This is a genomic window from Acidovorax sp. sif1233 (genome assembly GCF_019218755.1).
Lineage (GTDB): Bacteria > Pseudomonadota > Gammaproteobacteria > Burkholderiales > Burkholderiaceae_C > Acidovorax.
Map to the genome: position 1 here is coordinate 1 of NZ_JAHUWZ010000010.1, position 21,812 is coordinate 21,812.

Consider the following 21,812-nt stretch of genomic DNA (forward strand, 5'->3'; position numbering starts at 1 on the left):
GTTCCACGCGCTCCACGCTGGTGCCGATCAGGGCCTTGATTTCCTTGGCGGCCTGCGCCGAGCGCCCGGCCAGGCTGCGCACCTCGCCGGCCACCACGGCGAAGCCCCGGCCCTGCTCGCCCGCGCGTGCCGCCTCCACCGCCGCGTTGAGCGCCAGGATGTTGGTCTGGAACGCGATGCCGTCGATCACGCTGATGATGTCGGCGATCTTGCGGCTGCTGTCGTTGATGCCCTTCATGGTGTCCACCACCTCGGCCACCACGTCGCCGCCCTGCTGGGCGACGGTGGAGGCGCTCATCGCCAGCTGGTTGGCCTGGCGCGCGTTGTCCGCGTTCTGGCGCACCGTGGAGCCCAGCTCTTCCATCGAGGCGGCCGTCTGCTGCAGCGCCGAGGCCTGCTGCTCGGTGCGGGCCGACAGGTCGTTGTTGCCCGAGGCGATCTGCGAGCTGGCCGAGGCCACGCCTTCGGCGTTGCCGCGCACGCCCGAGACCACGCGCGCCAGACTGTGGCGCATCTCGCCCAGGGCGGTGAGCAGCTGGCCCATTTCATCCTTGCCGCCGGGCGGCACCTCGGAGGTGAGGTCGCCCCCGGCGATCGCGCGGGCGGCCTGCACGGCATGGCGCGCAGGGCCCGTCACGGCGCGGGTGATGCCGATGCCCAGCACCGCCGCCAGCGCCACGCACACCGCCAGCGTGCCCAGCACCCAGATACGCGCCAGCGAGAAGACCTGGTAGGCATCCTCCTTGGCCTGCTGCGCGGCCTCGGTGTTGATCTTCTGCAGCTCGCCCAGTGTCTCGGCGGTGGCCACGAACGCGGCCTCGGACTCGCCCGCATAGAGCATGCCCAGCGCGTCGCTCGTGAGCTCCAGGGTTTCGGTGGTGCTGAAGTCCACGTTCCGGGCGATGTCCATCAGCTTGGCCTGCAGCTCCACATAGGCGGCCTTGCGCTTCTTGTAGGCGCCGTAGACCTCGCGCTCCCTGGGGATGTCGATCAGGGCTTCGTACGTGGTTTCGACGCGGTCCAGGTCCTTGTGGCGCGCGGCCACCTGTTCGGAGAACGCCTTGACCTCGGCCGCGTTGCGCGCGGTGACCACCCCCGCCTCCGAGCGGCGCATGCGGTTGAGCAGCACCCGAAGTTCGCCGGTCTGGGACACGCTGGGCAGCAGGTTGGTGGCGATCTCGTCGGCATTGGCATGGATGCGCGACATCTGCACCAGCGCGATGGCGCCCAGCAAGGCCGTGAACAGCACCAGCGACAGGAATCCCACGCCCAGTTTGACGCCGATGCGCAGATCGGAAATTTTCATGAATCACCCTTCCGGAGGGCGCCGCCACGGCCGCCCCCATTTGTAACAAAATGCTGAGCCAGTCTATCAGTCCGGCGCGGCATCTTCTCTCAGGTGTTTCACGGTTTCGGCGTCCACGCCGGGCGCGGCCTGCGGCCGCAGCGGCCTCCAGACGCTTCCAATTCGATAGCTGCCCACGCCATGCCGGCGGGCACCGGGCGGCCGCCAGGCGCCTCCGCCGGGCGCCGCTCCCAGGCGCTACTGCGGCAGCACCTCGAACACGATGAACTGGCTGGCCTGGGTGTCGGCCGTGAAGTTGTTGTCGGCCGCCAGCACGAGCGTGCGGTGGCCGTTGGGCAGCGTGTGGCCCCAGGTGATGGCCTCGATGTTGTCCAGATTCACGCCCTGGTAGGCCAGCGGCATCTCCAGCAGCACCCGCCGCGTCATGGGCGCATAGGTGGCGCCCGCCAGGCGCGGGGTGCCGATCACATCGGTGGTGGCGCCGGTGATCTCGGTCCACACCAGGCGGATGGTGTTACCCACGCCCGAGGCAAAGGCACGCTCCACCGCGATGAACTGGCCGTTGCCCACGGCCAGCAGGTCCGACAGGCCGTTGTCGGGCCCGAACGGCGCGCCCGGCGCCGCGTCTACCGGAATCGGGGGCAAGACGTACGCGTACTGGCCCCGGGGCCGGCCGGTGCCTGGGTCGAAGGCCGTCACGCGCACCACGCTGCCGGCCTGCAGCGTGGTGAGGGGCCCGTCCTGGACCAGCGCGTCCTCGTTGGCCGCGTACACCGTGCCGTCGGGCGCCACCGCCAGCGCCTCGAAGGCCTTGTTGCTGCGCGCGCCTTCCGTGGCGTTGTCCACGTAGCGGTACATGGCGGGCATCGCCAGTTCGCGCACGAAGGCTCCCTGGGCCGTCATCTGCCGCACGAACGGCTGGAAGCGGCTGGCGGCGGTGGGGCTCCAGTTGCCTTCCGAGGCCCAGTACAGGCTGCCGTCCGGTGCGGTGCGGATGGCTTCGGGGTCCACCGTGCGGGCCGTGGCGGGGAACGGCGTGCCGTCCTCGCGCAGCATGTTCGCCTGGCGGTTGATCTTGACCGTGACGTTGCCGCTGGCACCGTAGTCGATGCCCAGGTTGTAAAAGCGCGGCGTGCCCCGCTCGCCGCCCCGGTCGTCCGAGATCGCCCAGTAGCTGCCGTCCGCCGCCCGGTCCAGACCCGAGATGCCGCCGAACTCGACCCCTTCGAACACCGTGCCCGTGGGCAGTGACGCACTGCCCAGCAGCCGCAGCGAGGCAATGGGCTGTGCGCGGCCATCGTCACCATTGCCGCCGCAGCCCGCCAATGCAGCCGCCATCGCCACGGCGGTTGCCACGCCCACGGCCATGCGCCGCCATGAATGCACCAGTGCCATCGCCGCCGCTCCCGCCCTGCCGGGCCGTTGATTGAATGGAATGAATGAATGAATGAACCAGGAAAGCGCCAGAGCCTAGGGCGGCCGTGTTGCGGGACCATGACAGACGGGACCGGGCGCGGCAGACCGGCACCGCGCGGGCGTGCCGCCCCCCGGCCATGAAAAAAGCGCACAGGCCAGGAACCTGTGCGCTTTCACCAATTGCTTCCATTTTGATAGCTTCCAGCGCTTTACCATCAATCGCTGGCGGCCTCCACGGCCTCCAATCCGGCACGAACGGCCGGTGCGGAGGCCGGGTGCGGGAATCAGGCGTTGCCGGACTTCTTGTAGGCCTCGATGCCGTCCGTGATTTCCTTCTTGGCGGCGTCCAGGCCTTCCCAGCCCAGCACCTTGACCCACTTGCCCTTTTCCAGGTCCTTGTAGTGCTCGAAGAAGTGGGCGATGGCGTTGCGGCGCATGGCGTTCACGTCGTCGATGGTCTTCCAGTGGTCATACATGGGCAGCACCTTGGAGGTGGGCACGGCGATGACCTTGCCGTCCACGCCGGCCTCGTCTTCCATCATCAGGATGCCCAACGGGCGGCAGGGCACGACAACACCGGGGAACAGGGGGTAAGGCGTGATCACCAGCACATCCACCGGGTCGCCGTCGCCCGACAGCGTCTGCGGCACGTAGCCGTAGTTCGTGGGGTAGTGCATGGCCGTGGTCATGAAACGGTCCACGAAAATAGCGCCCGATTCCTTGTCCACTTCGTACTTGATCGGGTCGGCGTTCATCGGGATTTCGATGACGACATTGAAGGCGTCGGGGACGTTCTTGCCTGGGGGGACGTTGTTGAGGGACATGTCTTTGGATAGTGGTTTGAAAACGATAACCCGCGAGGCATCCGGCGCTGACGCAGCGCAATGAAGCGTCGGGATTAACCCTGATTTTAGGCGCATGCCCCTTTCTGCCCGCTTGCAAACCGGCGTTTGCCTGTAAATTGGGCCCGTTGGCCAATCGACTCCTGCCGCGAAATGCCCAGGGAGCACGAGGAAGCAACGCAACGGAAGCACCACCGTCCCGCGTTGTGATGTTTCCTTCCGTGCAACTGAATATTTCAAGGAGTGACGAATGGCTGGAAATACAGCGCTGACTGCCCCTCTGATACTGGCTCTGGTTTGCGGATTGATTGCGGTGGCCTATGGCATCTGGGCCCGGGGATGGATCCTGGCCAAGGACCCCGGCAACGCCCGCATGCAGGAGATCGCCGCCGCCATCCAGGCCGGCGCCGCCGCCTACCTCGCCCGCCAGTACAAGACCATCGCCATCGTCGGCGTGGTGCTGGCGGTTCTCATCGGCATCTTTCTGGACGGCACCACGGCCGTGGGCTTCGTGGTGGGCGCGGTGCTCTCGGGCGCCTGCGGCTTCATCGGCATGAACGTGTCGGTGCGCGCCAACGTGCGCACGGCGCAGGCCGCCACGCACGGCATCGGCCCGGCGCTGGACGTGGCGTTCCGTGGCGGCGCCATCACCGGCATGCTGGTGGTGGGGCTGGGGCTGCTGGGCGTCACGGGCTTTTACTGGTTCCTGGCGGGCAACGGCAACCTCACGCCCACGGCCAACCTGGCCAATCTGCTCAACCCGCTGATCGGCTTTGCGTTCGGCTCGTCGCTGATCTCGATCTTCGCGCGGCTCGGTGGCGGCATCTTCACCAAGGGCGCCGACGTGGGCGCCGACTTGGTGGGCAAGGTGGAGGCCGGCATCCCTGAAGACGACCCGCGCAACCCCGCCGTGATCGCCGACAACGTGGGCGACAACGTGGGCGACTGCGCCGGCATGGCGGCCGACCTGTTCGAGACCTATGCGGTGACGCTGATCGCCACCATGGTGCTGGGCGCGCTGCTGGTGGCGGCGGCTCCGGTCAATGCCGTGGTGTACCCGCTGGCGCTGGGCGCCGTGTCCATCGTGGCGTCCATCATCGGCTGCTTCTTCGTCAAGGCCTCGCCCGGCATGAAGAACGTGATGCCCGCGCTGTACAAGGGCCTGGCGATCGCGGGCGTGCTGTCGCTCATCGCCTTCTACTTCGTCACGATGTGGATCATGCCGGACAACGCCATCATGGCCAGCGGCAGCCAGATGCGCCTGTTTGGCGCCTGCGCCACGGGGCTGGTGCTCACGGCCGCGCTGGTGTGGATCACCGAGTTCTACACCGGCACGCAGTATTCGCCCGTGCAGCACATCGCGCAGGCCTCGACCACCGGGCACGGTACCAACATCATCGCGGGCCTGGGCGTGTCGATGCGATCCACCGCCTGGCCGGTGATCTTCGTGTGCCTGGCCATCCTCTCGGCCTACCAGCTCGCGGGCCTGTACGGCATTGCGGTGGCGGCCATGTCCATGCTGTCCATGGCGGGCATCGTGGTGGCGCTGGACGCCTACGGCCCCATCACCGACAACGCCGGCGGCATCGCCGAGATGGCAGAGCTGCCCAGCAGCGTGCGCGACATCACCGACCCGCTGGACGCCGTGGGCAACACCACCAAGGCCGTGACCAAGGGCTATGCAATCGGCTCGGCCGGCCTGGCCGCGCTGGTGCTGTTCGCCGACTACACGCACAAGCTGGAGAGCTACGGCCGCGCCATCACGTTCGACCTGTCGGACCCGCTGGTCATCGTGGGCCTGTTCATCGGCGGCCTGATCCCCTACCTGTTCGGCGCCATGGCCATGGAGGCCGTGGGCCGCGCGGCCGGCGCCGTGGTGGTGGAGGTGCGCCGCCAGTTCCGCGACATCCCCGGCATCATGGAAGGCACGGCCAAGCCCGAATACGGCAAGGCCGTGGACATGCTGACCACCGCCGCCATCAAGGAGATGGTGATCCCCAGCCTGCTGCCCGTGGTGGTGCCCATCGTGGTGGGCCTGGCCCTGGGGCCCAAGGCACTGGGCGGCCTGCTGATGGGCACCATCGTCACCGGCCTGTTCGTGGCCATCAGCATGTGCACCGGCGGCGGTGCCTGGGACAACGCCAAGAAGTACATCGAGGACGGCCACCACGGCGGCAAGGGCAGCGAGGCCCACAAGGCCGCCGTGACCGGCGATACCGTGGGCGACCCCTACAAGGACACCGCCGGCCCGGCCATCAACCCGCTGATCAAGATCATCAACATCGTGGCGCTGCTGATCGTGCCGCTGGTGGTCAAGTTCCACGGCGGGTAGGTCGCCCGCGCCAGGCAGTCACCAGGCCTGACCCGCCTGGAATAGAGGGCAACCAGGGGCTTCGGCCCCTTTTTGCCGCGTACCATGATGGCTACCGGTATCTCTTCAGAGAAGATGGCCTTGAAACACACCGCATCGTCCGCCCCTGCCCCCTCCGACAGCCACGCCACGCCGTACCAGCGCATCGTGCACGGCGTGGTGGCGGAGTCCAGGCACCTGATGGAGCGCGTCGCCGAGGCCGCGCGCATGTCCCTGCAGGCGCGCCTGGACACCGCCCGCACCCCCGGCGAGCACCATGCCATGCTGGAAGCACGGCAGCAGCTCTCGCGGCTGGCCTTCGTGATGAGCGAGCGCTATCCCGACGCGCTGCGCAAGGCGCTCGACCAGGAAACCACGCGCAAGGACGAAAAATCCTCGCGCTCCCTGTTCACCGTCCATTTCGATGAACTCGAACTGATGGACGAGTCGCAGATCAGCGAAAGCGTCGAGCGTGCCCGTGCCCGCCAGATCCTGATCTCCGCCGTCGAGGGGCCGCTGGCCGACCTGGACGCCCTGGTGTGCGCGGCGCAGGGGCTGCCGAAAGTGCTGCCCGACCAGAACCCCCTGCGCCCCGAGGTCTTCCTGCAGGCGCTGCAGGCCGTGGTGTCGCAGATGCAGGTCACGGACCAGGTGCGGCACGACTGGATGGGGCACCTGGCGCAGGCGCTGGGTACAGAGCTGCGCGGGCTGTACCTCGCCCAGGCCGCGCAGCTGCGGCAAAGCGGCGTGCAGCCCGTGGGCTACGCCATGCGGCAGGCCGACGGCCAGGTCGTCTATGTCGCGCCGGCCGAGGGCGGCGCGTCCCCCGGCTTCGCCGCCGACACCGACCTGTCCGCCTCGGGGGGGGCTGCCGACCCGCTGCTCACGCTCGACCGCCTGCGCCGGCTCCTGCTGGGCGAACTCAGCGACAAGCCCGCCCCGGTACCGGAGCACGGGCCTGCGCCCCAGGAGAACTTCGCCGAGCGGTTCGCGCGCGAGTTCGAGAACCCCGACCAGCTTCCGGCGCTCGATCCACCCCCCACGGATTTCGCCATCACCGTGCCCGCTGCCTTCGAGGCACTGCAGGAGATGAACCAAGTCGGCCACATGATGGAACGCCTGGGAAACCAGCGCCCTCCGGCGGGCGGCGGCGAGGGAGCGAGCTCCGCGGCCACGCCGCGCCGGCACGCCAGCGGGCTCGGTCAGGCCCTGAGCATGGAGGTGGTCGCGCTGATGGTGGACAACATCGCGCGCGACAGCCGGCTGCTGTGGCCCGTGCAGCAGTTCGTGCGGGCGCTGGAGCCCGCGCTGATGCAGCTGGCGCTGGCCGACCCCCGTTTCTTCAGCCACAAGGAGCATTCCGCGCGCCGCCTGCTGCAGGACATCACCGACCGCAGCCTCGCCTTCAACAGCACCGAGGCGCCCGGTTTCCAGAGCTTCATGCGGTCGCTCATGAACATTGCGGGCCCGCTGGCCACGGCCACCATCGAGGGCCCCCACGATTTCGAGCAGGTGCTGCAGCAGCTGCACGCCAAATGGGAGCAGAAAGAGCAGGCGGGCAAGCAGGAGCGCTTGCGCGCCATCGAGGCGCTGCAGCACGCGGAGCAGCGCCACCTCCTGGCGGCCAAGATATCGCGCGACATCTGGCTGCTGCCCGACATCGGCAAGGTTCCCGACGCCATCTCCCGCTTCCTGCTCGGCCCCTGGGCCAAGGTCATGGCCGAGGCGCGCCTGGCCGACAAGACCGGCAGCACCGACCCGGGCCGCTACCAGGAAGTGGTGGACGCGCTCATCTGGAGCGCGCAGCCCGAGCTGACGCGCATGAACACGGGCCAGCTCGCGCGCCTGCTTCCCAAGCTGCTGGCCAAGCTGCGCGAGGGGCTGGCGTCCATCGACTACCCCCCGGACCGGACCGAGGCCGTCTTCGCGCTGCTGATGCAGCTGCACCAGCAGGCCTTCAAGCCCACGCCGAGGCCGGCCGCTGCGCCGCCCGCGCCCTGCGCACCGCCCGCCGAGGCGAAGGCGGCGGCGCCAGCGCAGCCCGCCCCCCTCGAGGACGAAGAGCCCTGGGTCGCGCCCTCCGAAGCCAGGGAGTCGGGCTTCATGGAATCCTCGCAGTCTCCCGAGTCCGAGAGGCCGGAGCCCGTGCCGGCGCCCGAGGCGGGCGAGGCGCCAGGCATCCCCCCGCTGGCCATCGGCAGCTGGGTGAACCTGCTGGTCGCAGGCAAGTGGGAGCGGACCCAGCTGTCGTGGATCGGCTCGAACGGAACCTTCTTCCTTTTCACCAGCGCCTCCGGCCACACCCAGTCGATGACCCTGCGGCTGGTGGACCGGCTCATCCAGCAAGGCGCCCTGCACGTGCTCTCCCAGCAGACCGTGGTGGACGGCGCACTGGATGCCGTGGCCCAGATCGCCATGCGCAACAGCGTGGAGAGCAGGCTCTGATCTGCTCCTGAATCAAGAGCAGCCAAGACATATTTCACAAGCGCTGAGGGCTTTCTTGCCTGCCACCGCGCGGCGAGCCGCGCCGTCCGGCCGCCCAAGGTCCCAAATATCGTGGCACGGCCTATCGTTCCCCTGATGGTCAAACGCCACGGCGGGTGATAGGCTCTCCACGTCCAGTCCAAGGCTTTGCGACATTCGAGAGATCGAGGGGATTTGTCAGGGCCTTAGCCCGCTTCGGCGGGCTTTTTTACGCCGGTGCCGCTCCGGCAGGCCTTTTTACACAGCCTCCCGCGCGGCGGGCAACGCAAGCACCACCCGCAGGCCGCCCAGGTCGGCCGGCTCCAGGTCCAGCCGCCCGCCGTAGATGGCCGCCAGGTCCTGCACGATGGCAAGGCCCAGCCCCGTGCCCGGCACCGTCTCGTCCAGCCGCACGCCACGTTCCACAGCCTGCGCACGCTGCGCGGCACCGATGCCGGGGCCGTCATCCTCGACACTGACCACAACCTGTGGCTGCCGCCCGCCGAGGGCCTGCGCCTGCAGCCGCACGGTGGACTGCGCCCATTTGCAGGCGTTGTCCAACAGGTTGCCCAGCATTTCCTGCAGATCCTGCGCCTCGCCTGCAAAGAACAGCGGAGCATCGGGCAGCACTACCCTGATGTCCAGGCCCCTCCCGGCATGCACCTTGTTCATGACACGCACCAGTCCGCCCACCACCGGCTCCAGCGCCGTGCGCTGGCCGGGCAGGCGCGCCGATGCGGCCAAGCGTGACCGTGCCAGGTGCCAGTCGATGTGGCGCCGCGCGACCCGCACCTGGTCGTGCACCAGCGCCGCCAGCGCGCCCCCATCATCGGGTGGTGAAGCGCGCGCCGCGTTCTCCAGCACGGTCAGCGGTGTTTTCAAGGCGTGCGCCAGATTGCCCGCCTGGGTGCGCGCGCGTTCCACCACCTCGGCATTGCGGCCCAGAACGGCGTTGAAGTCATCCACCAGCGGCTGCACCTCGACAGGGAATGCGCCCTGCAGCTGGGTGGCCCGCGCCTGCTGCACATCCAGCAAACCCCGCTGCAGCGCCCGCAAGGGCTTGAGCCCCACCGCCACCTGGGCCCAGGCGGCCGCTGCCAGCAGCACCAGCAGCGCAGCCAGCGACAGCGCCAGCACGCGCGTGAAGCGCGCGGTGGCCGCCTGCGTGGCCTGCAGATCGGCCGCCACGATCAGGCGCCAGCGCGCCGTTTCCGCGCCCTCGGCACGCACCGAGCGCTCCAGCACCAGCAACGGCGCGCCCTGCGGGCCAGCCACTTCATGCACATGCACGGCGCCATCGGTCAGCGCATCCACCTGCAAGGCCAGGCTGGTGTCCCACAACGAGCGCGAACGCAGCACCCCGGCACGGCCGTGTCCATCGGGGGCCATGGCGTCCACCTGCCAGTACAGGCCGGAATAGGGTTTGAGCCAGCGCGGGTCCGACAGCGCCTGCGCAGCGATCGCCGGCCGGCCCTGGGCATCAAACTCCAGGCGCGCCGTGACCTGGTCCAGCTGCTGCAGGAGGGCCGCCTCGAACTGGCGCTGCACATGCTCGCGGAACAGCCCGCTGAGCACCACGCCAGCCAGCACCACGGCCACCGCCACCCCCGCGACCGTCACGGCCAGCAGCCGAAACCGCAGGGAGCGCGACCAGTGCAGACCGCTCCAGCTCATGGCGGCACCAGGCGGTAGCCCATGCCACGCACCGTCTCGATACGGGCAGCGTGGACCGACAGCGAATGCAGCTTTTTTCGCAAGCGCCCGACAAAGACTTCGATGGTGTTGGAGTCCCGGTCAAAGTCCTGTGCGTAGATGTGTTCGGTCAGCTCGGCGCGCGATACCAGCACGCCGGGCCGGTGCATGAGGTAGGCGAGCACCTTGTACTCATGCGCCGTCAGCGCCACGGGCTGGCCCGCGCAGGTCACACGGCCACTGCGGGTGTCCAGCGACCAGTCGCCACACTGCAGCACCGCCGACGCCAGCCCGCTGGCGCGGCGGATGAGTGCGCGCAGGCGCGCCAGCAGTTCTTCCTGGTGAAATGGTTTGGTCAGGTAGTCATCGGCACCGGCGTCGATACCCGCCACCTTTTCGTGCCAGTTGTCCCGCGCGGTGAGGATCAGCACCGGCATGTTGCGCCCCTCGGCCCGCCAGCGCTTGAGCACCGTGAGCCCGTCCACCACCGGCAGGCCCAGGTCCAGCACCACGGCATCCACCGCCTCGGTGTCGCCCAGAAACTGCGCGTCGCGCCCGTTGTCGGCTTCGTCCACGGTGTAGCCAGCGCCGTGCAGCGCCGTGCGCAGCTGGGCGCGCAGCAGCGTGTCGTCTTCTACCAGGAGGATGCGCATGGATGGCTAATTGCGAGGCCGCTCTTGCCGATGCTCTCGGCCGGTGCGTTGATCGTCGCGCGATTTGATGCGCAATACCTCGGTCGTGCGCGCATCCAGCTTGACCTTGGTCAACCGCCCCGCAGGGGTGAGCAGCTTGATCTCGTAAATCCAGCGATCCTGCTCCTGCTCCAGCTCCACTTCCAGCACCTGGCCGGGCACTTCGCGCTGCAGACGCTCCAGCACCACGGGCAACGGCAGCACCTGGCCCGCCTGCACGGCCTGCCGGGCGCGGTCGTGGTCTTCCTTGCCGCTGGCCAGAGCGTGTGGCGTAGCCAGCGCAGCGGCCCACAGCACACACGCCGCCACGTCCAGGCGCGCAACCCGGCAGCTTGTGAAGGCGCGGTAGGGGATGGAAACCATGGGTGCATTGTCCTGTGCGGTGTCTGAACGGCCGATGAACAGCCCTTTCACGCCCCGTTCAGGCAGCCATTTCAACAATGGCTGCACACGAAACAACCCACAAGGACAACACAATGCCCGCCCTCCGCACCCTGGCACTGACTGCGCTCTGCGCAATGGCGGCCACCAACATCAGCCACGCCGCAGACACCACCGCCGCCCGGCAGCTCGCGCACTGGAGCGCACAGGCTGGCAGCCCGGGCCACGCCGACAAGGGCAAGGTGTTCTTCACCACCCGACATGGCGGCGAGTGGTCTTGCGCCTCGTGCCACGGCACGCCACCCACCACGCAGGGCAAACATGCCAGCACCGGCAAGTCGATCGCACCCCTGGCCCCCGCCTTCAACCCCAGGGCCTTCACCGACACGGCCAAGATCGACAAGTGGTTTCGCCGCAACTGCAACGACGTGCTGAGCCGCGAATGCACAGCGATCGAGAAGGCCGATGTGCTGGCCTACCTCAACGCTCTCAAGCCCTGAGGCCATCGCATCATGAAAAAATCTGTTCCCCTCCGCCCGGCGGCCAGGGCCGCCGCCGTGTGCGCGCTGACGCTGCTGTCGCTCTCCAGCGCCCGTGCGGAAGGCGGGAGAGCCATGCCCCGCAACGTGCCCGCCGCCTACACGCAGGAATGCGCGGCCTGCCACACCGCCTACCCACCCGGTCTGCTGCCCGCCGCATCGTGGAACCGCGTGATGACGGGCCTCGACAAACACTACGGCACCGACGCATCGCTGGACGCGGCCGCCGTGCGCCAGCTCAACCAGTGGCTGCAGGCCCACGCAGGTACCTACAAGCGCGTGAACGAGGAGCCCACGGAGGACCGCATCACCCGCTCGACGTGGTTTGAACGCAAGCACCGAAGGATTGCCTCCGCCACCTGGAAGCTCGCCAGCGTGAAAAGCGCCGCCAACTGCGCGGCCTGCCACACGGGCGCGGACCAGGGGCGGTTTGATGAACACAACCTGCGCATGCCGGCGGGGCTCGATCCCCGATCGCGCCGCGCATGGAACGACTGACCGCCACGGACAGAAACCTTCGGCGTCCCCACCAGGAGAACACGATGAACAACACCCCGTCCCTTCACCCTGCCAGCACCACGGCGCAGCCAGCCCCTGCCAAGGCCTCCGGCCGCCGGGTGACCGATGCGCCCACGCGCATGTTCCACTGGCTGTTCGCACTGTGCTTTGCGGGGGCCTACGCCACGGCCGACGGTGAACACTGGCGGCTGCTGCACGTCACGCTGGGCTACACCATGGCGGGCCTGCTGGGCTTTCGCTTGCTGTACGGCATCTTCGGGCCACGCACATCGGGCCTGGGCCTGCTGTGGCGCAAGCTGGCGGGGGCCCCGGCATGGCTGCGCACCCTGCCCCAGGCCACGTCGATCGCAGGGATCAACTGGCGCCAGGGCCAGAACCTGCTGATGGCGCTGGCCATCGTCTTGCTGCTGGCGCTGGTCGTGCCCCTCACGCTCAGCGGCTATGCCACGTACAACGACTGGGGCGAAGCGCTGGGTGGCGACTGGATGGAAGAAGTGCATGAGTTTGTTGGAAACGCCTTGCTCTTGGTGGTGCTGGCTCACATCGCACTGATTGCAGGCTTGAGCGTCCTGCGGCGCAAGAACCAGGCAATGCCCATGCTGACCGGTCGGGTGGAGGGCAAGGGGCCAGACCTGGTCCCCAAGAACCGTGCCTGGCTGGCCGCCCTGCTGCTGATCGCAGCCCTGGCCTTCGGCGCCTGGCAATGGCAGCAGTCACCCAGCGGCTGGACCGCCGGCAGCACATCGGCCCAGCGCCAGCAGCACCACGAGGACGACTGAGCCACGGCAACCATCACTGAAGGAAACCATCCCATGAAAATCTACATGTGCGTCGTCTGCGGGTGGATCCATGACGAAGCCGCTGGCAGGCCCGAAGACGGGTTGGCGCCCGGCACCTGCTGGGCCGACGTGCCTGAGGACTGGCGCTGCCCCGAGTGCCATGTCGGCAAAGCGGACTTTGTGATGTGCGAGGTGTGATGAAGGCAGATCGGGTGCGGCGCACTGCGCTGCGTCAGGGACGCAGACACCTGCGCGCGGTATAACAGTTGCACCGTTGCAGCCCTCTGTACAACGCTGCCCCACGCCCCCATGCCCACCCCAGACTCCCCCACCGGCCTCGACCCGGCCCTGGCCGCCCAACGCCTGCGTGAAGAAGGCCCCAACGAACTGGGCATCAGCCAGCGCCGCACGCTGCGCGACATGGCCCGGGAGGTGGTCACCGAGCCCATGTTCCTGCTGCTGCTGGGCGCAGGCGCCATCTACCTCGCCATGGGCGACGCGCACGAGGCGATGATCCTGCTGGGCTTTGTGGTCATCATCATGGCGATCACGGTGCTGCAGGAGCGCCGCACCGACAACGCGCTGAGCGCCCTGCGCGACCTCTCCAGCCCCCGCGCGCAGGCGCTGCGCGGCGGCACCCTGGTGCGCATTGCGGGCCGCGACGTGGTGCGCGAAGACCTGTTGATGATTGCCGAGGGCGACCGCATCCCCGCCGACGGCACGCTGCTGCAGGCCCACGAGCTGGCCACCAACGAATCGATGCTGACCGGTGAATCCGAGCCCGTGGCCAAGCAAACTGCCGACAAGGTGTTTGCAGGCACGCTGGTGGTCGGCGGCCAGGGCCTGGTTCGGGTCACGGCCGTGGGGCGCCACACCGAGCTGGGGCGCATTGGCCAGTCGCTCGACACCATTGCGCTGCAGGCCTCGCCGCTGCGCGAGGAAATGGCGCAACTCACGCACAAGCTGGTGCTCATCGGGCTGTCGCTGTGCGCGCTGCTGGTGGCCCTGTTCTGGGCGCTGCGCGGCGACGCGCTGCAGGCCGTGCTGGCGGGTATCACGCTGGCCATGGGCATCCTGCCGCAAGAGCTGCCCGTGATCATGATCGTCTTCCTCGCCCTGGCCGCGCGGCGGCTGGCGGCACAGCAGGTGCTGACGCGGCGGCTCAACGCCATCGAAACGCTGGGGCAGACCACCGTGCTGTGCGTGGACAAGACCGGCACCCTCACGCAAAACCGCATGGCCGTGGCGGCGCTGTGCATCGCCGGCCAAGAGCTGGATGTACAGAACCTGCGCGCAGCAGCAGGCGGCACGGCGCTGCCGGAGGTTTTCCACGAACTGCTGGAATACGCCGTGCTGGCCAGCGAGATCGAACCGCACGACCCGATGGAGCAGGCCTTTCACCGCATGGCGGGCGACCATCTGCTGGGCACTGATCATTTGCACCCCACATGGTCGCTGGCGCGCGAATACGAGCTGTCGCCCCGGCTGCTGGCCATGAGCCACCTGTGGCGCGACGGCACCTCGGCGCACGACACCGTGGCCACCAAGGGCGCGCCCGAAGCCGTGGCGGACCTCTGCCACCTGCCCGACGCCGAACGCGCCGCCGTCAGCGCCCAGGCCGCCCGCCTGGCCGACCGGGGCCTGCGGGTACTGGGCGTGGCCAAGGCCCGGCACCGCGCACAGGACACCTGGCCTGACATTCAGCACGACTTTGACTTTGAGTGGCTGGGCCTGGTGGCCCTGGCCGACCCGCTGCGCCCCGAGGTGCCCCAGGCCGTCACGCAATGCCGCCAGGCGGGTATCCGCGTGGTGATGATCACCGGCGACCACCCTCGCACCGCCCGCGCCATTGCGGCCCAGGCGGGCATTGCCCATGAGAGCGTGGTCACCGGCGATGAGCTGGCCCAGATGCCGCCACAGGTACTGGCCGACAAGGTACGGCAGGTCAGTGTGTTTGCCCGCATCAAGCCGCACCAGAAACTGGCGCTGGTCGAAGCCCTCAAGGCCCAGGGCGAGGTGGTGGCCATGACGGGCGACGGTGTGAACGACGCCCCGGCCCTCAAGGCCGCCCACATCGGCATCGCCATGGGACAGCGCGGCACCGACGTGGCGCGCGAGGCCGCAGCCCTGGTGCTGCTGCACGACGATTTCGCAGCCATCGTGTTGGCGATTCATCGGGGGCGGCAGACCTTTGCCAACCTGCGCCAGGCCATGGTCTACACGCTGGCGGTGCACGTGCCCATCATTGGCCTGGCGCTGCTGCCGGTGCTGCTCGGGCTGCCGCTGGTGCTGGCGCCGCTGCACATCGCGTTTCTGGAACTGGTCATCGACCCGGCCTGCTCGATCGTGTTCGAGGCCGAGGAAGGCGCTGCCGATCTCATGCAGCAGCCGCCGCGCGGGGCTGGCGAGCCCCTGCTCTCGGCACGCCACTTCCTGCTGAGCATGTTGCAAGGCAGCGTGGTGACCGCCGCCGTGGTGGGCCTGTATGCCTGGCTCCTGGGCCAGCCGGCACATGCCGCCACTGCCAGCACGGCCGCATTCGTGGTGCTGGTGGCTGCGAACGCAGCGCTCATCCTGCCCAGCCGCGGCAGCGACACCCCCGGCATCTTGAACTGGCGCAGCCTGTGGGCGGGCCTCACCCCCGTCAGCCTGTGGGTGTCGGGGGGCACGCTGGCGGCGCTGACCGCGATCACCACCGTGCCGGGGCTGGCCAGCGCTTTCAAGTTTGCGCCGCTATCGCCCCCGCACTGGTTCATGGCGCTGCTGGCCGGGCTGGCGCTGACGGCAGTGTTTGCGGCCAACAAGCGGTGGCTGCAGCCCGCGACACTGGAGCACAATCACCCGCCTGCTTGACACACCGCCGCACGCCATGCCCATCGCTCTGGAATCAATCGACCACGTCGTCCTCACCGTTGCCAGCATCGACAAGACCATTGCGTTTTATGAGCGCGTGCTGGGCATGATCGCGCGGGAGTTCAAGCCCCGTCGGTACGCGCTGCACTTCGGCGCGCAAAAGATCAACCTGCACGAAGTGGGCACGGTGGTGGACCCCAATGTGCGCCATGCCACTGCGGGCTCGGGCGACCTGTGTTTTCTCACCAGGATGCCGCTTGACGATGTCATCGCGCACCTGCAGGCCGAAGGCGTCGCCATCGTGCAAGGCCCGGTGGGTGCAACGGGCGCACGCCACAGGCTGCGCTCGGTCTATATCTACGACCCGGACGAAAACCTGATCGAGATTGCCAACGAGGTGTGACCGGCTCGCGGCGCGGGCTGCGGCACCCGTGCCGGCAACACGCTCAGAATTCCGCCGAAATCGCGGCCCGCAGCAATGCTGCGGCGGGCTCCACCAGCTCCTGCAACTGGCCCGCCCGCTCCTGCTCGATCGCCTGCAGGACCATCTCGTTGATGCCGCCCACGACCGCCATGGCCATGGTGGGCTGCAGCGGCGTCTTGCGCAGGCGCTCGCCCGGGCGGTTGTTCACCACGTCCAGCATCAGGTCGGCCAGTTGCTGGTTGGCGCGCCGCCGCGCTCCCAGGCCCGGAGCGCCCAGGCCCAGGATCTCGATGAACAGCGTGCGCAGCAGCACCGGGTTGCGCGTGAGCACGCCGAAGTACGCACCCATCGCCTGCTCCACCTGCGCCTGCCAGTCGCTGTGCGGGTCGATCGCCGCGCGCAGCACCGCGATCGCATTGCCGCTGGCCACCTCGTACAAAGCGATCAGGCACTCGGCCTTGTCGGCGAAGTTCTCGTAGAACGTGCGGCGCGACACGCTGGCCTCGCGCACGATGTCGGCGATGGTGGTGTCGGCATAGCCTTTGGAGGCCACCGCGCGGGCCATGCCCTCGAGCAGGCGGGCGCGGGGCTCGGGGGCCGGGGCGGAGGGGGCGGCGTCAGGGGTCGGCATGCGGATGGGGGCAGGAATCACAGCGGGTACTTGACAGTACCACACCCGGCAGGCATGATCCAGGTCATTGGTACTTACCAGTACCAACCCTGTTCCCCGGCCTTCCCAAGGAGTGTTTTCCATGACCGAACTTGTTGTCCGCCGCCTGCTGATCGACCTTGAAACCCCGTTCGAGCGCCACTGGTGCGGGGGGGATGCGTTTCGCTCGGCGTTCTTCAATGCGCTGTCGATGAGCTTTCCGGTGGGCGAGCAGTTCTTCATCGACGCCGTGAAGGACGGCCACAAGGCCCTGCCGCCCGAACAGCATGCGCGGTTCGCGGACGAAGTGCGCGGCTTCATCGGCCAGGAGGCCACGCACCGCCGCATCCACGCGCTGTTCAACGGCCACCTGGAAAAGCAGGGCCTGGTCAACGAATGGGCTCCCCGCGCGCAGGAGCGCATGAAGCTTTTCGCCCACGCCGATCCGCGCCACCCGCTGGCCGTGACCGCCGCCAACGAGCACTTCACCGCCCTGCTGGCCGAATGGCTGCTGGCGCACCCCGAAACGCTCGCCGGCGCCGAGCCGCGCCTGGCCACGATGTGGCAATGGCACTGCGCCGAAGAATCGGAGCACCGGAACACGGCCTTCGACCTGTACCAGGCCCTGGGCGGCAACCACGAATGGCGCATCACCTGGTTTCGCCGCATCACCCTGGTGTTCCTGGGCGATGTGCTGCGCCAGACCCTGGGCAACCTGCGCCGCGACGGCACGCTGTGGAAGTGGAGCACCTGGGCCAGCGCCGCCCGCACGCTGCTTGGCAAGGGCGGCCTCGTGCGCGAGACGTGGCGGCCCTGGCGCGAATACCTGCGGCGCGACTTCCATCCCGGCCAGCACGGCAGCGACCTGTCCGCGCGCTGGCTGGCCGAACACAGCGACGCCTTCACCCCCGTGGGCGCGCGCTGATGCCGGCAACGGACCACCGCGCACCGCCCCTTTGACCCGCAAGCCCCGTGCTGCTACAAACCAACCACCTGCCCTGCACCGCGCGGCCTGCCCCCGGCCACCGGGGCAGGCGCTGACCACGACGAGCTGAAACATGACATCCAACAGAACGCACCGGCGCAAGAGCCGGGCAGGCGAAGCTTTGCTGTGCCTGATCGCCACCGTCCCCCTCGCGCTTGCCGCCGGGGCCGCACATGCGCAACCCATGGCGTTCGACGCCGCGCTGCAGCAGCTCGGCCAGCGCTCCGACCAGCTTGCCGCCTCGAAAAGCGCCATCGAGAGCGCACGGCTGCGCCGCGATGCGATGCAGCGCCTGGGCGGCCCGGTGGTCAACCTCACCGGCGCGGCCTATGCCTACAACGCCAACCTGGATGTGGACCTGAACCCGCTCAACCGCGTGCTGCCCGGCGTGCTGTCGCAGCTGCCGCCACAGCTGGCGGCCCCGCTGGCGCAGCTGCCACACCTGCCGTCGAGCTACACGCTCAACCGCCACAAGAGCGACACCACCAGCTCCGTCTCGGCCGTCTGGCCGATCTACATGGGGGGCGCCAGCCAGGCGGCGCGCGGCCTGCTCGATGCGCAGACCCACGAGGCCGAGGCCGACGCCGCCAGGACGGGCCATGAAGCGACCACGCTGCTGGTGCAGCGCTACTTCGGCACCCAGCTGGCCGAGCGGGCGGCCGCGCTGCGCGAGGCGGCCCTGGCCACCATCGAGCAGCACGACGCGGCCGCGCAGAAGATGCTGGACGCTGGCGTGATCGCCCGCGTGGAGCGCCTGCAGGCCCGCTCCGCCCTGGAAGAGGCCCGCCGCAACGCCCGCAAGGCGCGCGACGATGCCGAGCTGGCCGCCACCGCCCTCACCCGCACGCTCAAGGCCAGCGAGCGCGTGACGCCCACCAGCCCGCTGTTCGTGCTGAACGGGCCGCTCGAGCCCCTGCCGCAGTTCATCGACACCGCGCTCGCGCGCCACCCGGGCCTGTCCAAGGTGGCCGCCAAGAAGGAGCAGGCCACGCAGCTGCACGCCGCGCAGGAGGCACTGCGCAAGCCCCAGGTGTTCGCCTTCGGCCAGCGCCAGCTCAAGACCGGCAAGGAGGCCGACTGGGTGGCGGGCGTGGGCGTGCGCTGGACGCTGTGGGATTCGATCGACCGCAATGCGCTGGCCGAGTCGTCCAACCGCCAGATCGAGCAGGCCGAGCGCACCGGCGCGCAGGCGCAGAACGACATCGCCCTGCTGGTGGAAAAGCGCTGGCTGGGCGTGGAGCAGGCCCGCCGCCAGTTCCTGGCCATGGCCCCCAGCCTGGAACTGGCCGACGAGGTGCTGCGCCTGCGCGCTGCGGGCCTGAAGGCCGGCACCAGCACCACGCTGGACCTGATCGACGCGCAGGTGAACCAGGCCAAGGCCCAGACCGAACGCGCCCAGGCGGCGCACGACTACGTGAAGGCCCTGGCCGACCTGCTGGAGAGCTGCGGCCTGTCGGAAGACTTTGGCAACTACATGGCGCGCGCCGATGCGGTGCGCCTGGAATGAACGAAGGCGAAACGAACGAAGGCGAATGACATGAGCAACAGCAAGAACAACAGCAAGAAGGCCGCCGTGATCGGCACCGTGGCCGTCGTGGCCGTGGCCGGTTTCGTGGGCTTTGGCCTGTGGAAGGCCTCGCAGCCCGCACCCGAGCTTTTCCAGGGCCAGATGGAGGCCCAGGAGGCCGACATCGCTCCCAAGGTGACCGCGCGCATCGCGCAGATCCTGGTGAAGGAAGGCGACCAGATCGCCGTGGGCGCGCCGCTGATCCGCATGGACAGCCCCGAAGTCAAGGCCAAGCTGGCCCAGGCCACCGCCGCGCAGGAGGCCGCCCAGGCCGTGGCCGACAAGGCCCAGCACGGCGCCCGCCCGCAGGAAATCGAAATGGCCCGGCTGAACTGGCAGCGCGCCGTGGCCGCCGCCGACCTGGCCGAGTCCTCCTTCAAGCGCGTGGACGGCCTGGCCCGCGAGGGCCTGGTGGCCGCGCAAAAGCGTGACGAGGCCGAGGCCAACTTCAAGGCATCGCGCGACCAGGCGCTGGCCGCCAGGGCCCAGTACGACCTGGCCCGCGCCGGCGCCCGCCCCGAAGACCGCTCGGCCGCCAGCGCCCAGGCGCGCCAGGTCGCGGGCGTGGTGGCCGAGGTCGAGGCCGCCCAGGCCGAGACCGAGCTCAAGAGCCCCGTGGCGGGCGAAGTGGCCAAGGTGCTGGCCCGCACCGGCGAACTCTCTCCCCAGGGCGTGGCCGTGGTCACCGTGGTGGACCTCAAGGACCAGTGGGTGGTGCTGAACGTGCGCGAGGACCGCCTGCAGCGCTTTGCCATCGGCAGCGAGTTCGACGCCACGCTGCCGGCCCTGGGCAACAAGGCGGTGAAGTTCAAGGTCTACCACACCGGCGCCCTGCCCGACTTCGCCACCTGGCGCGCCACGCGCGCGGGCCAGGGCTTCGACGCCCGCACCTTCGAGGTGCGCGCCCGCCCCGCCGCGCCCATCGAGGGCGCGCGCCCCGGCATGACGGTGCTGGTGCAGTGAAATGTACCGACACCCCCTGAGCGCCTGCGGCGCTTCCCCCCGGCTCTCGCAACGCTGTGCGTTGCGGGCAGGGGAACGCAGCCCTCGCCGCGGGGCGGCCCTTGTCCGGCTGCCCTGGCTGGGCCGCGCGTCTTTCACGCCCTGCGATGGCCGTGAAGCGCAATGGATCATCGATGTAAAATTTGCCTTCAGCGCTTGATAGATAAGCGCTAGCAGCTATGAATTCAATAGTAAACAGCTTTCGCCGCGAGGCCCGCCGCCTGGCGGCCGACCCCTGGGACCTGGCCATGGTCACCTGGGTGCCGCTGCTGGCCGTGGCGCTGCTGTGGTGGATTTTCTCGGCCGGCCTGCCGCGCCACCTGCCCGTGGGGGTGGTCGATGAGGACCACTCCAGCCTGTCGCGCCAGCTGGTGCGCATGCTCGACGCCACGCCGGGCGTGCGCATCGCGCAGAACCACGCCAACACGGCCGAGGCGGAGCGCGCGCTGCGCGCCCTCGAGGTCTATGCCGTCGTCACCATCCCGCGCGACTTCGCGCGCACCGTGAAGGAAGGCCGCGCAGCCCAGGTCACGCTGCTGCACAACGCGCAGATGGGCACGCATTCGGGCCTGCTGCAGCGCGACGTGCGCGCCGCCGTGGGCACACTGTCGGCGGGCATCGAGATGGCCGCGCGCAACAAGCGCGGCGAAAGCGCGCAAGCCGTGCGCGTGAGCATGGAGCCCATCCACACGCAGCTGGTGGCGCTGTTCAACGTGTCGAGCAACTACGAGCAGTTCCTGGGCGCGGCGCTGATCCCCGCGCTGCTGCACATCCTGGCCATGACGGCCGGTGCCTGGACGGTGGGCCGCGAGCTGCGCGACCGCAGCCTGGGCGAGTGGCTGGGCACGGGCCGTTTCGTCCCTGTCGCAGGCGCCTTGCTGGGCAAGCTCGTGCTGCCCTGGGCCACGCTCACGCTGGTGGGCCTGCTGGCGCTGGCGGGCATCACCTGGGGCCGGGGCTGGCACCCGCCGGGCAGCCTGCCCTGGGTGGCCGCCGCGCTGGCGCTGCTGATGGCCGTGTCGGTGGCGGCGGGCGCGGCCCTGGCGGCCCTCACGCGCTCGCTGCGCACCGCGCTGTCGGGCGCGGGGTTCTTCGCGGCGCCGGCGTTCGCGTTCAGCGGCGTGGCGTTTCCCCTGGCGGGCATGCCCGCCAGCGCGCGCGCCTGGGCCGAGGCCATGCCGTTCACGCACTACATCCGGCTGCAGATCGAGCAGTTGCAGATGGGCGCGCCGCTGGCCGCCAGCGTGTCCACCATGGCGGCGCTGCTCATCGCCACCGGCGTGCTCTGGCTCGTGGCCGCCATGGGGCTGAGCCTTGCCGCGGGCCAGCCCGCCAGCTGGGGAGGCCGCTGAC

19 protein-coding genes are annotated in these 21,812 nt (G+C 69.2%); 12 read left to right on the forward strand and 7 right to left on the reverse strand.

Annotated features, from left to right (window positions below; translation table 11 throughout):
* From KW843_RS23675 to ppa, 3 genes are all read right to left on the reverse strand, one after another.
* On the reverse strand, positions 1–1,306 hold a 1,306-nt coding region (locus tag KW843_RS23675), incomplete at its 3' end, for a methyl-accepting chemotaxis protein (protein WP_218297605.1).
* A gap of 237 nt (positions 1,307–1,543) precedes the next feature.
* A complete protein-coding gene (locus tag KW843_RS23680) occupies positions 1,544–2,701 on the reverse strand; it encodes an esterase-like activity of phytase family protein (RefSeq protein ID WP_218297606.1) in 1,158 nt (385 codons plus the stop codon).
* A 305-nt stretch (positions 2,702–3,006) separates the two neighbouring features.
* Positions 3,007–3,546, reverse strand: a complete 540-nt coding sequence (gene ppa, locus KW843_RS23685) for an inorganic diphosphatase (RefSeq protein ID WP_218297607.1) — start codon at positions 3,544–3,546, stop codon at positions 3,007–3,009.
* 268 nt (positions 3,547–3,814) lie between these two features.
* Between ppa and KW843_RS23690 the strand changes: the two genes are divergently transcribed.
* Together KW843_RS23690 and KW843_RS23695 are read left to right on the forward strand one after the other, a co-directional pair.
* Positions 3,815–5,896: a sodium-translocating pyrophosphatase gene (locus KW843_RS23690; RefSeq protein ID WP_218297608.1), complete on the forward strand. Its 2,082-nt coding sequence runs from the start codon at positions 3,815–3,817 to the stop codon at positions 5,894–5,896.
* A 114-nt stretch (positions 5,897–6,010) separates the two neighbouring features.
* Positions 6,011–8,359, forward strand: a complete 2,349-nt coding sequence (locus tag KW843_RS23695; RefSeq protein WP_218297609.1) for a DUF1631 family protein — start codon at positions 6,011–6,013, stop codon at positions 8,357–8,359.
* 276 nt (positions 8,360–8,635) lie between these two features.
* On the opposite strand, the gene KW843_RS23700 is transcribed toward KW843_RS23695, so the two are convergent.
* The 3 genes from KW843_RS23700 to KW843_RS23710 are packed head-to-tail and all read right to left on the reverse strand — an operon-like array spanning position 8,636 to position 11,124.
* Positions 8,636–10,051: a sensor histidine kinase gene (locus KW843_RS23700; protein WP_218297610.1), complete on the reverse strand. Its 1,416-nt coding sequence runs from the start codon at positions 10,049–10,051 to the stop codon at positions 8,636–8,638.
* Positions 10,048–10,722: a response regulator transcription factor gene (locus tag KW843_RS23705; protein WP_218297611.1), complete on the reverse strand. Its 675-nt coding sequence runs from the start codon at positions 10,720–10,722 to the stop codon at positions 10,048–10,050. The genes KW843_RS23700 and KW843_RS23705 overlap by 4 nt, the downstream gene beginning before the upstream one ends.
* Positions 10,723–10,728: 6 nt before the next feature.
* Positions 10,729–11,124 carry a PepSY domain-containing protein gene (locus tag KW843_RS23710; RefSeq protein WP_218297612.1) on the reverse strand — a complete coding sequence of 132 codons (396 nt, stop codon included), beginning with the start codon at positions 11,122–11,124 and terminating at the stop codon, positions 10,729–10,731.
* 113 nt (positions 11,125–11,237) lie between these two features.
* On the opposite strand from KW843_RS23710, the gene KW843_RS23715 reads away from it, so the two are divergent.
* The 6 genes from KW843_RS23715 to KW843_RS23740 all read left to right on the forward strand — a co-directional run bounded on the left by KW843_RS23715 (position 11,238) and on the right by KW843_RS23740 (position 16,235).
* On the forward strand, positions 11,238–11,642 hold the full coding sequence (locus tag KW843_RS23715) for a DUF1924 domain-containing protein (protein WP_218297613.1): 405 nt from the start codon (positions 11,238–11,240) through the stop codon (positions 11,640–11,642).
* Positions 11,643–11,654: 12 nt separating this feature from the next.
* On the forward strand, positions 11,655–12,179 hold the full coding sequence (locus KW843_RS23720; RefSeq protein ID WP_218297614.1) for a diheme cytochrome c: 525 nt from the start codon (positions 11,655–11,657) through the stop codon (positions 12,177–12,179).
* Positions 12,180–12,223: 44 nt separating this feature from the next.
* A complete protein-coding gene (locus KW843_RS23725) occupies positions 12,224–12,979 on the forward strand; it encodes a cytochrome b/b6 domain-containing protein (RefSeq protein ID WP_218297615.1) in 756 nt (251 codons plus the stop codon).
* A gap of 33 nt (positions 12,980–13,012) precedes the next feature.
* Positions 13,013–13,177, forward strand: a complete 165-nt coding sequence (locus KW843_RS23730; protein ID WP_218297616.1) for a rubredoxin — start codon at positions 13,013–13,015, stop codon at positions 13,175–13,177.
* Between the two features lie 111 nt (positions 13,178–13,288).
* A complete protein-coding gene (locus KW843_RS23735) occupies positions 13,289–15,832 on the forward strand; it encodes a cation-translocating P-type ATPase (protein WP_218297617.1) in 2,544 nt (847 codons plus the stop codon).
* Between the two features lie 16 nt (positions 15,833–15,848).
* Complete coding sequence (locus KW843_RS23740; protein WP_218297618.1) at positions 15,849–16,235, forward strand: VOC family protein; 387 nt, start codon at positions 15,849–15,851, stop codon at positions 16,233–16,235.
* A gap of 43 nt (positions 16,236–16,278) precedes the next feature.
* Here KW843_RS23740 and KW843_RS23745 read toward each other — a convergent pair whose 3' ends face one another.
* The gene (locus KW843_RS23745) at positions 16,279–16,887 is read right to left on the reverse strand and encodes a TetR/AcrR family transcriptional regulator (RefSeq protein ID WP_218297619.1); all 609 of its coding nucleotides are present in this window, start codon (positions 16,885–16,887) and stop codon (positions 16,279–16,281) included.
* Positions 16,888–17,008: 121 nt separating this feature from the next.
* On the opposite strand from KW843_RS23745, the gene KW843_RS23750 reads away from it, so the two are divergent.
* From KW843_RS23750 to KW843_RS23765, 4 genes are all read left to right on the forward strand, one after another.
* The gene (locus tag KW843_RS23750; protein WP_218297620.1) at positions 17,009–17,830 is read left to right on the forward strand and encodes a metal-dependent hydrolase; all 822 of its coding nucleotides are present in this window, start codon (positions 17,009–17,011) and stop codon (positions 17,828–17,830) included.
* A 133-nt stretch (positions 17,831–17,963) separates the two neighbouring features.
* Positions 17,964–19,397 carry a TolC family protein gene (locus tag KW843_RS23755; protein ID WP_218297621.1) on the forward strand — a complete coding sequence of 478 codons (1,434 nt, stop codon included), beginning with the start codon at positions 17,964–17,966 and terminating at the stop codon, positions 19,395–19,397.
* Positions 19,398–19,427: 30 nt separating this feature from the next.
* Positions 19,428–20,420, forward strand: a complete 993-nt coding sequence (locus tag KW843_RS23760; RefSeq protein WP_218297622.1) for an HlyD family secretion protein — start codon at positions 19,428–19,430, stop codon at positions 20,418–20,420.
* Positions 20,421–20,638: 218 nt separating this feature from the next.
* The gene (locus KW843_RS23765) at positions 20,639–21,811 is read left to right on the forward strand and encodes an ABC transporter permease (RefSeq protein ID WP_218297623.1); all 1,173 of its coding nucleotides are present in this window, start codon (positions 20,639–20,641) and stop codon (positions 21,809–21,811) included.
* Position 21,812: the final 1 nt, after the last annotated feature.

Bases quoted from the DNA above. Each gene is read 5' to 3' on its own strand.
- KW843_RS23680 (WP_218297606.1), bottom strand. From the start codon at position 2,701: ATGGCACTGGTGCATTCATGGCGGCGCATGGCCGTGGGCGTGGCAACC.
- KW843_RS23740 (WP_218297618.1), top strand. From the start codon at position 15,849: ATGCCCATCGCTCTGGAATCAATCGACCACGTCGTCCTCACCGTTGCC.
- KW843_RS23760 (WP_218297622.1), top strand. From the start codon at position 19,428: ATGAGCAACAGCAAGAACAACAGCAAGAAGGCCGCCGTGATCGGCACC.
- KW843_RS23755 (WP_218297621.1), top strand. From the start codon at position 17,964: ATGACATCCAACAGAACGCACCGGCGCAAGAGCCGGGCAGGCGAAGCT.
- KW843_RS23730 (WP_218297616.1), top strand. From the start codon at position 13,013: ATGAAAATCTACATGTGCGTCGTCTGCGGGTGGATCCATGACGAAGCC.
- KW843_RS23745 (WP_218297619.1), bottom strand. From the start codon at position 16,887: ATGCCGACCCCTGACGCCGCCCCCTCCGCCCCGGCCCCCGAGCCCCGC.
- KW843_RS23705 (WP_218297611.1), bottom strand. From the start codon at position 10,722: ATGCGCATCCTCCTGGTAGAAGACGACACGCTGCTGCGCGCCCAGCTG.
- KW843_RS23695 (WP_218297609.1), top strand. From the start codon at position 6,011: ATGGCCTTGAAACACACCGCATCGTCCGCCCCTGCCCCCTCCGACAGC.
- KW843_RS23690 (WP_218297608.1), top strand. From the start codon at position 3,815: ATGGCTGGAAATACAGCGCTGACTGCCCCTCTGATACTGGCTCTGGTT.
- KW843_RS23715 (WP_218297613.1), top strand. From the start codon at position 11,238: ATGCCCGCCCTCCGCACCCTGGCACTGACTGCGCTCTGCGCAATGGCG.
- KW843_RS23750 (WP_218297620.1), top strand. From the start codon at position 17,009: ATGACCGAACTTGTTGTCCGCCGCCTGCTGATCGACCTTGAAACCCCG.
- KW843_RS23710 (WP_218297612.1), bottom strand. From the start codon at position 11,124: ATGGTTTCCATCCCCTACCGCGCCTTCACAAGCTGCCGGGTTGCGCGC.
- KW843_RS23700 (WP_218297610.1), bottom strand. From the start codon at position 10,051: ATGAGCTGGAGCGGTCTGCACTGGTCGCGCTCCCTGCGGTTTCGGCTG.
- KW843_RS23765 (WP_218297623.1), top strand. From the start codon at position 20,639: ATGAATTCAATAGTAAACAGCTTTCGCCGCGAGGCCCGCCGCCTGGCG.
- KW843_RS23725 (WP_218297615.1), top strand. From the start codon at position 12,224: ATGAACAACACCCCGTCCCTTCACCCTGCCAGCACCACGGCGCAGCCA.
- KW843_RS23720 (WP_218297614.1), top strand. From the start codon at position 11,655: ATGAAAAAATCTGTTCCCCTCCGCCCGGCGGCCAGGGCCGCCGCCGTG.
- KW843_RS23735 (WP_218297617.1), top strand. From the start codon at position 13,289: ATGCCCACCCCAGACTCCCCCACCGGCCTCGACCCGGCCCTGGCCGCC.
- ppa (WP_218297607.1), bottom strand. From the start codon at position 3,546: ATGTCCCTCAACAACGTCCCCCCAGGCAAGAACGTCCCCGACGCCTTC.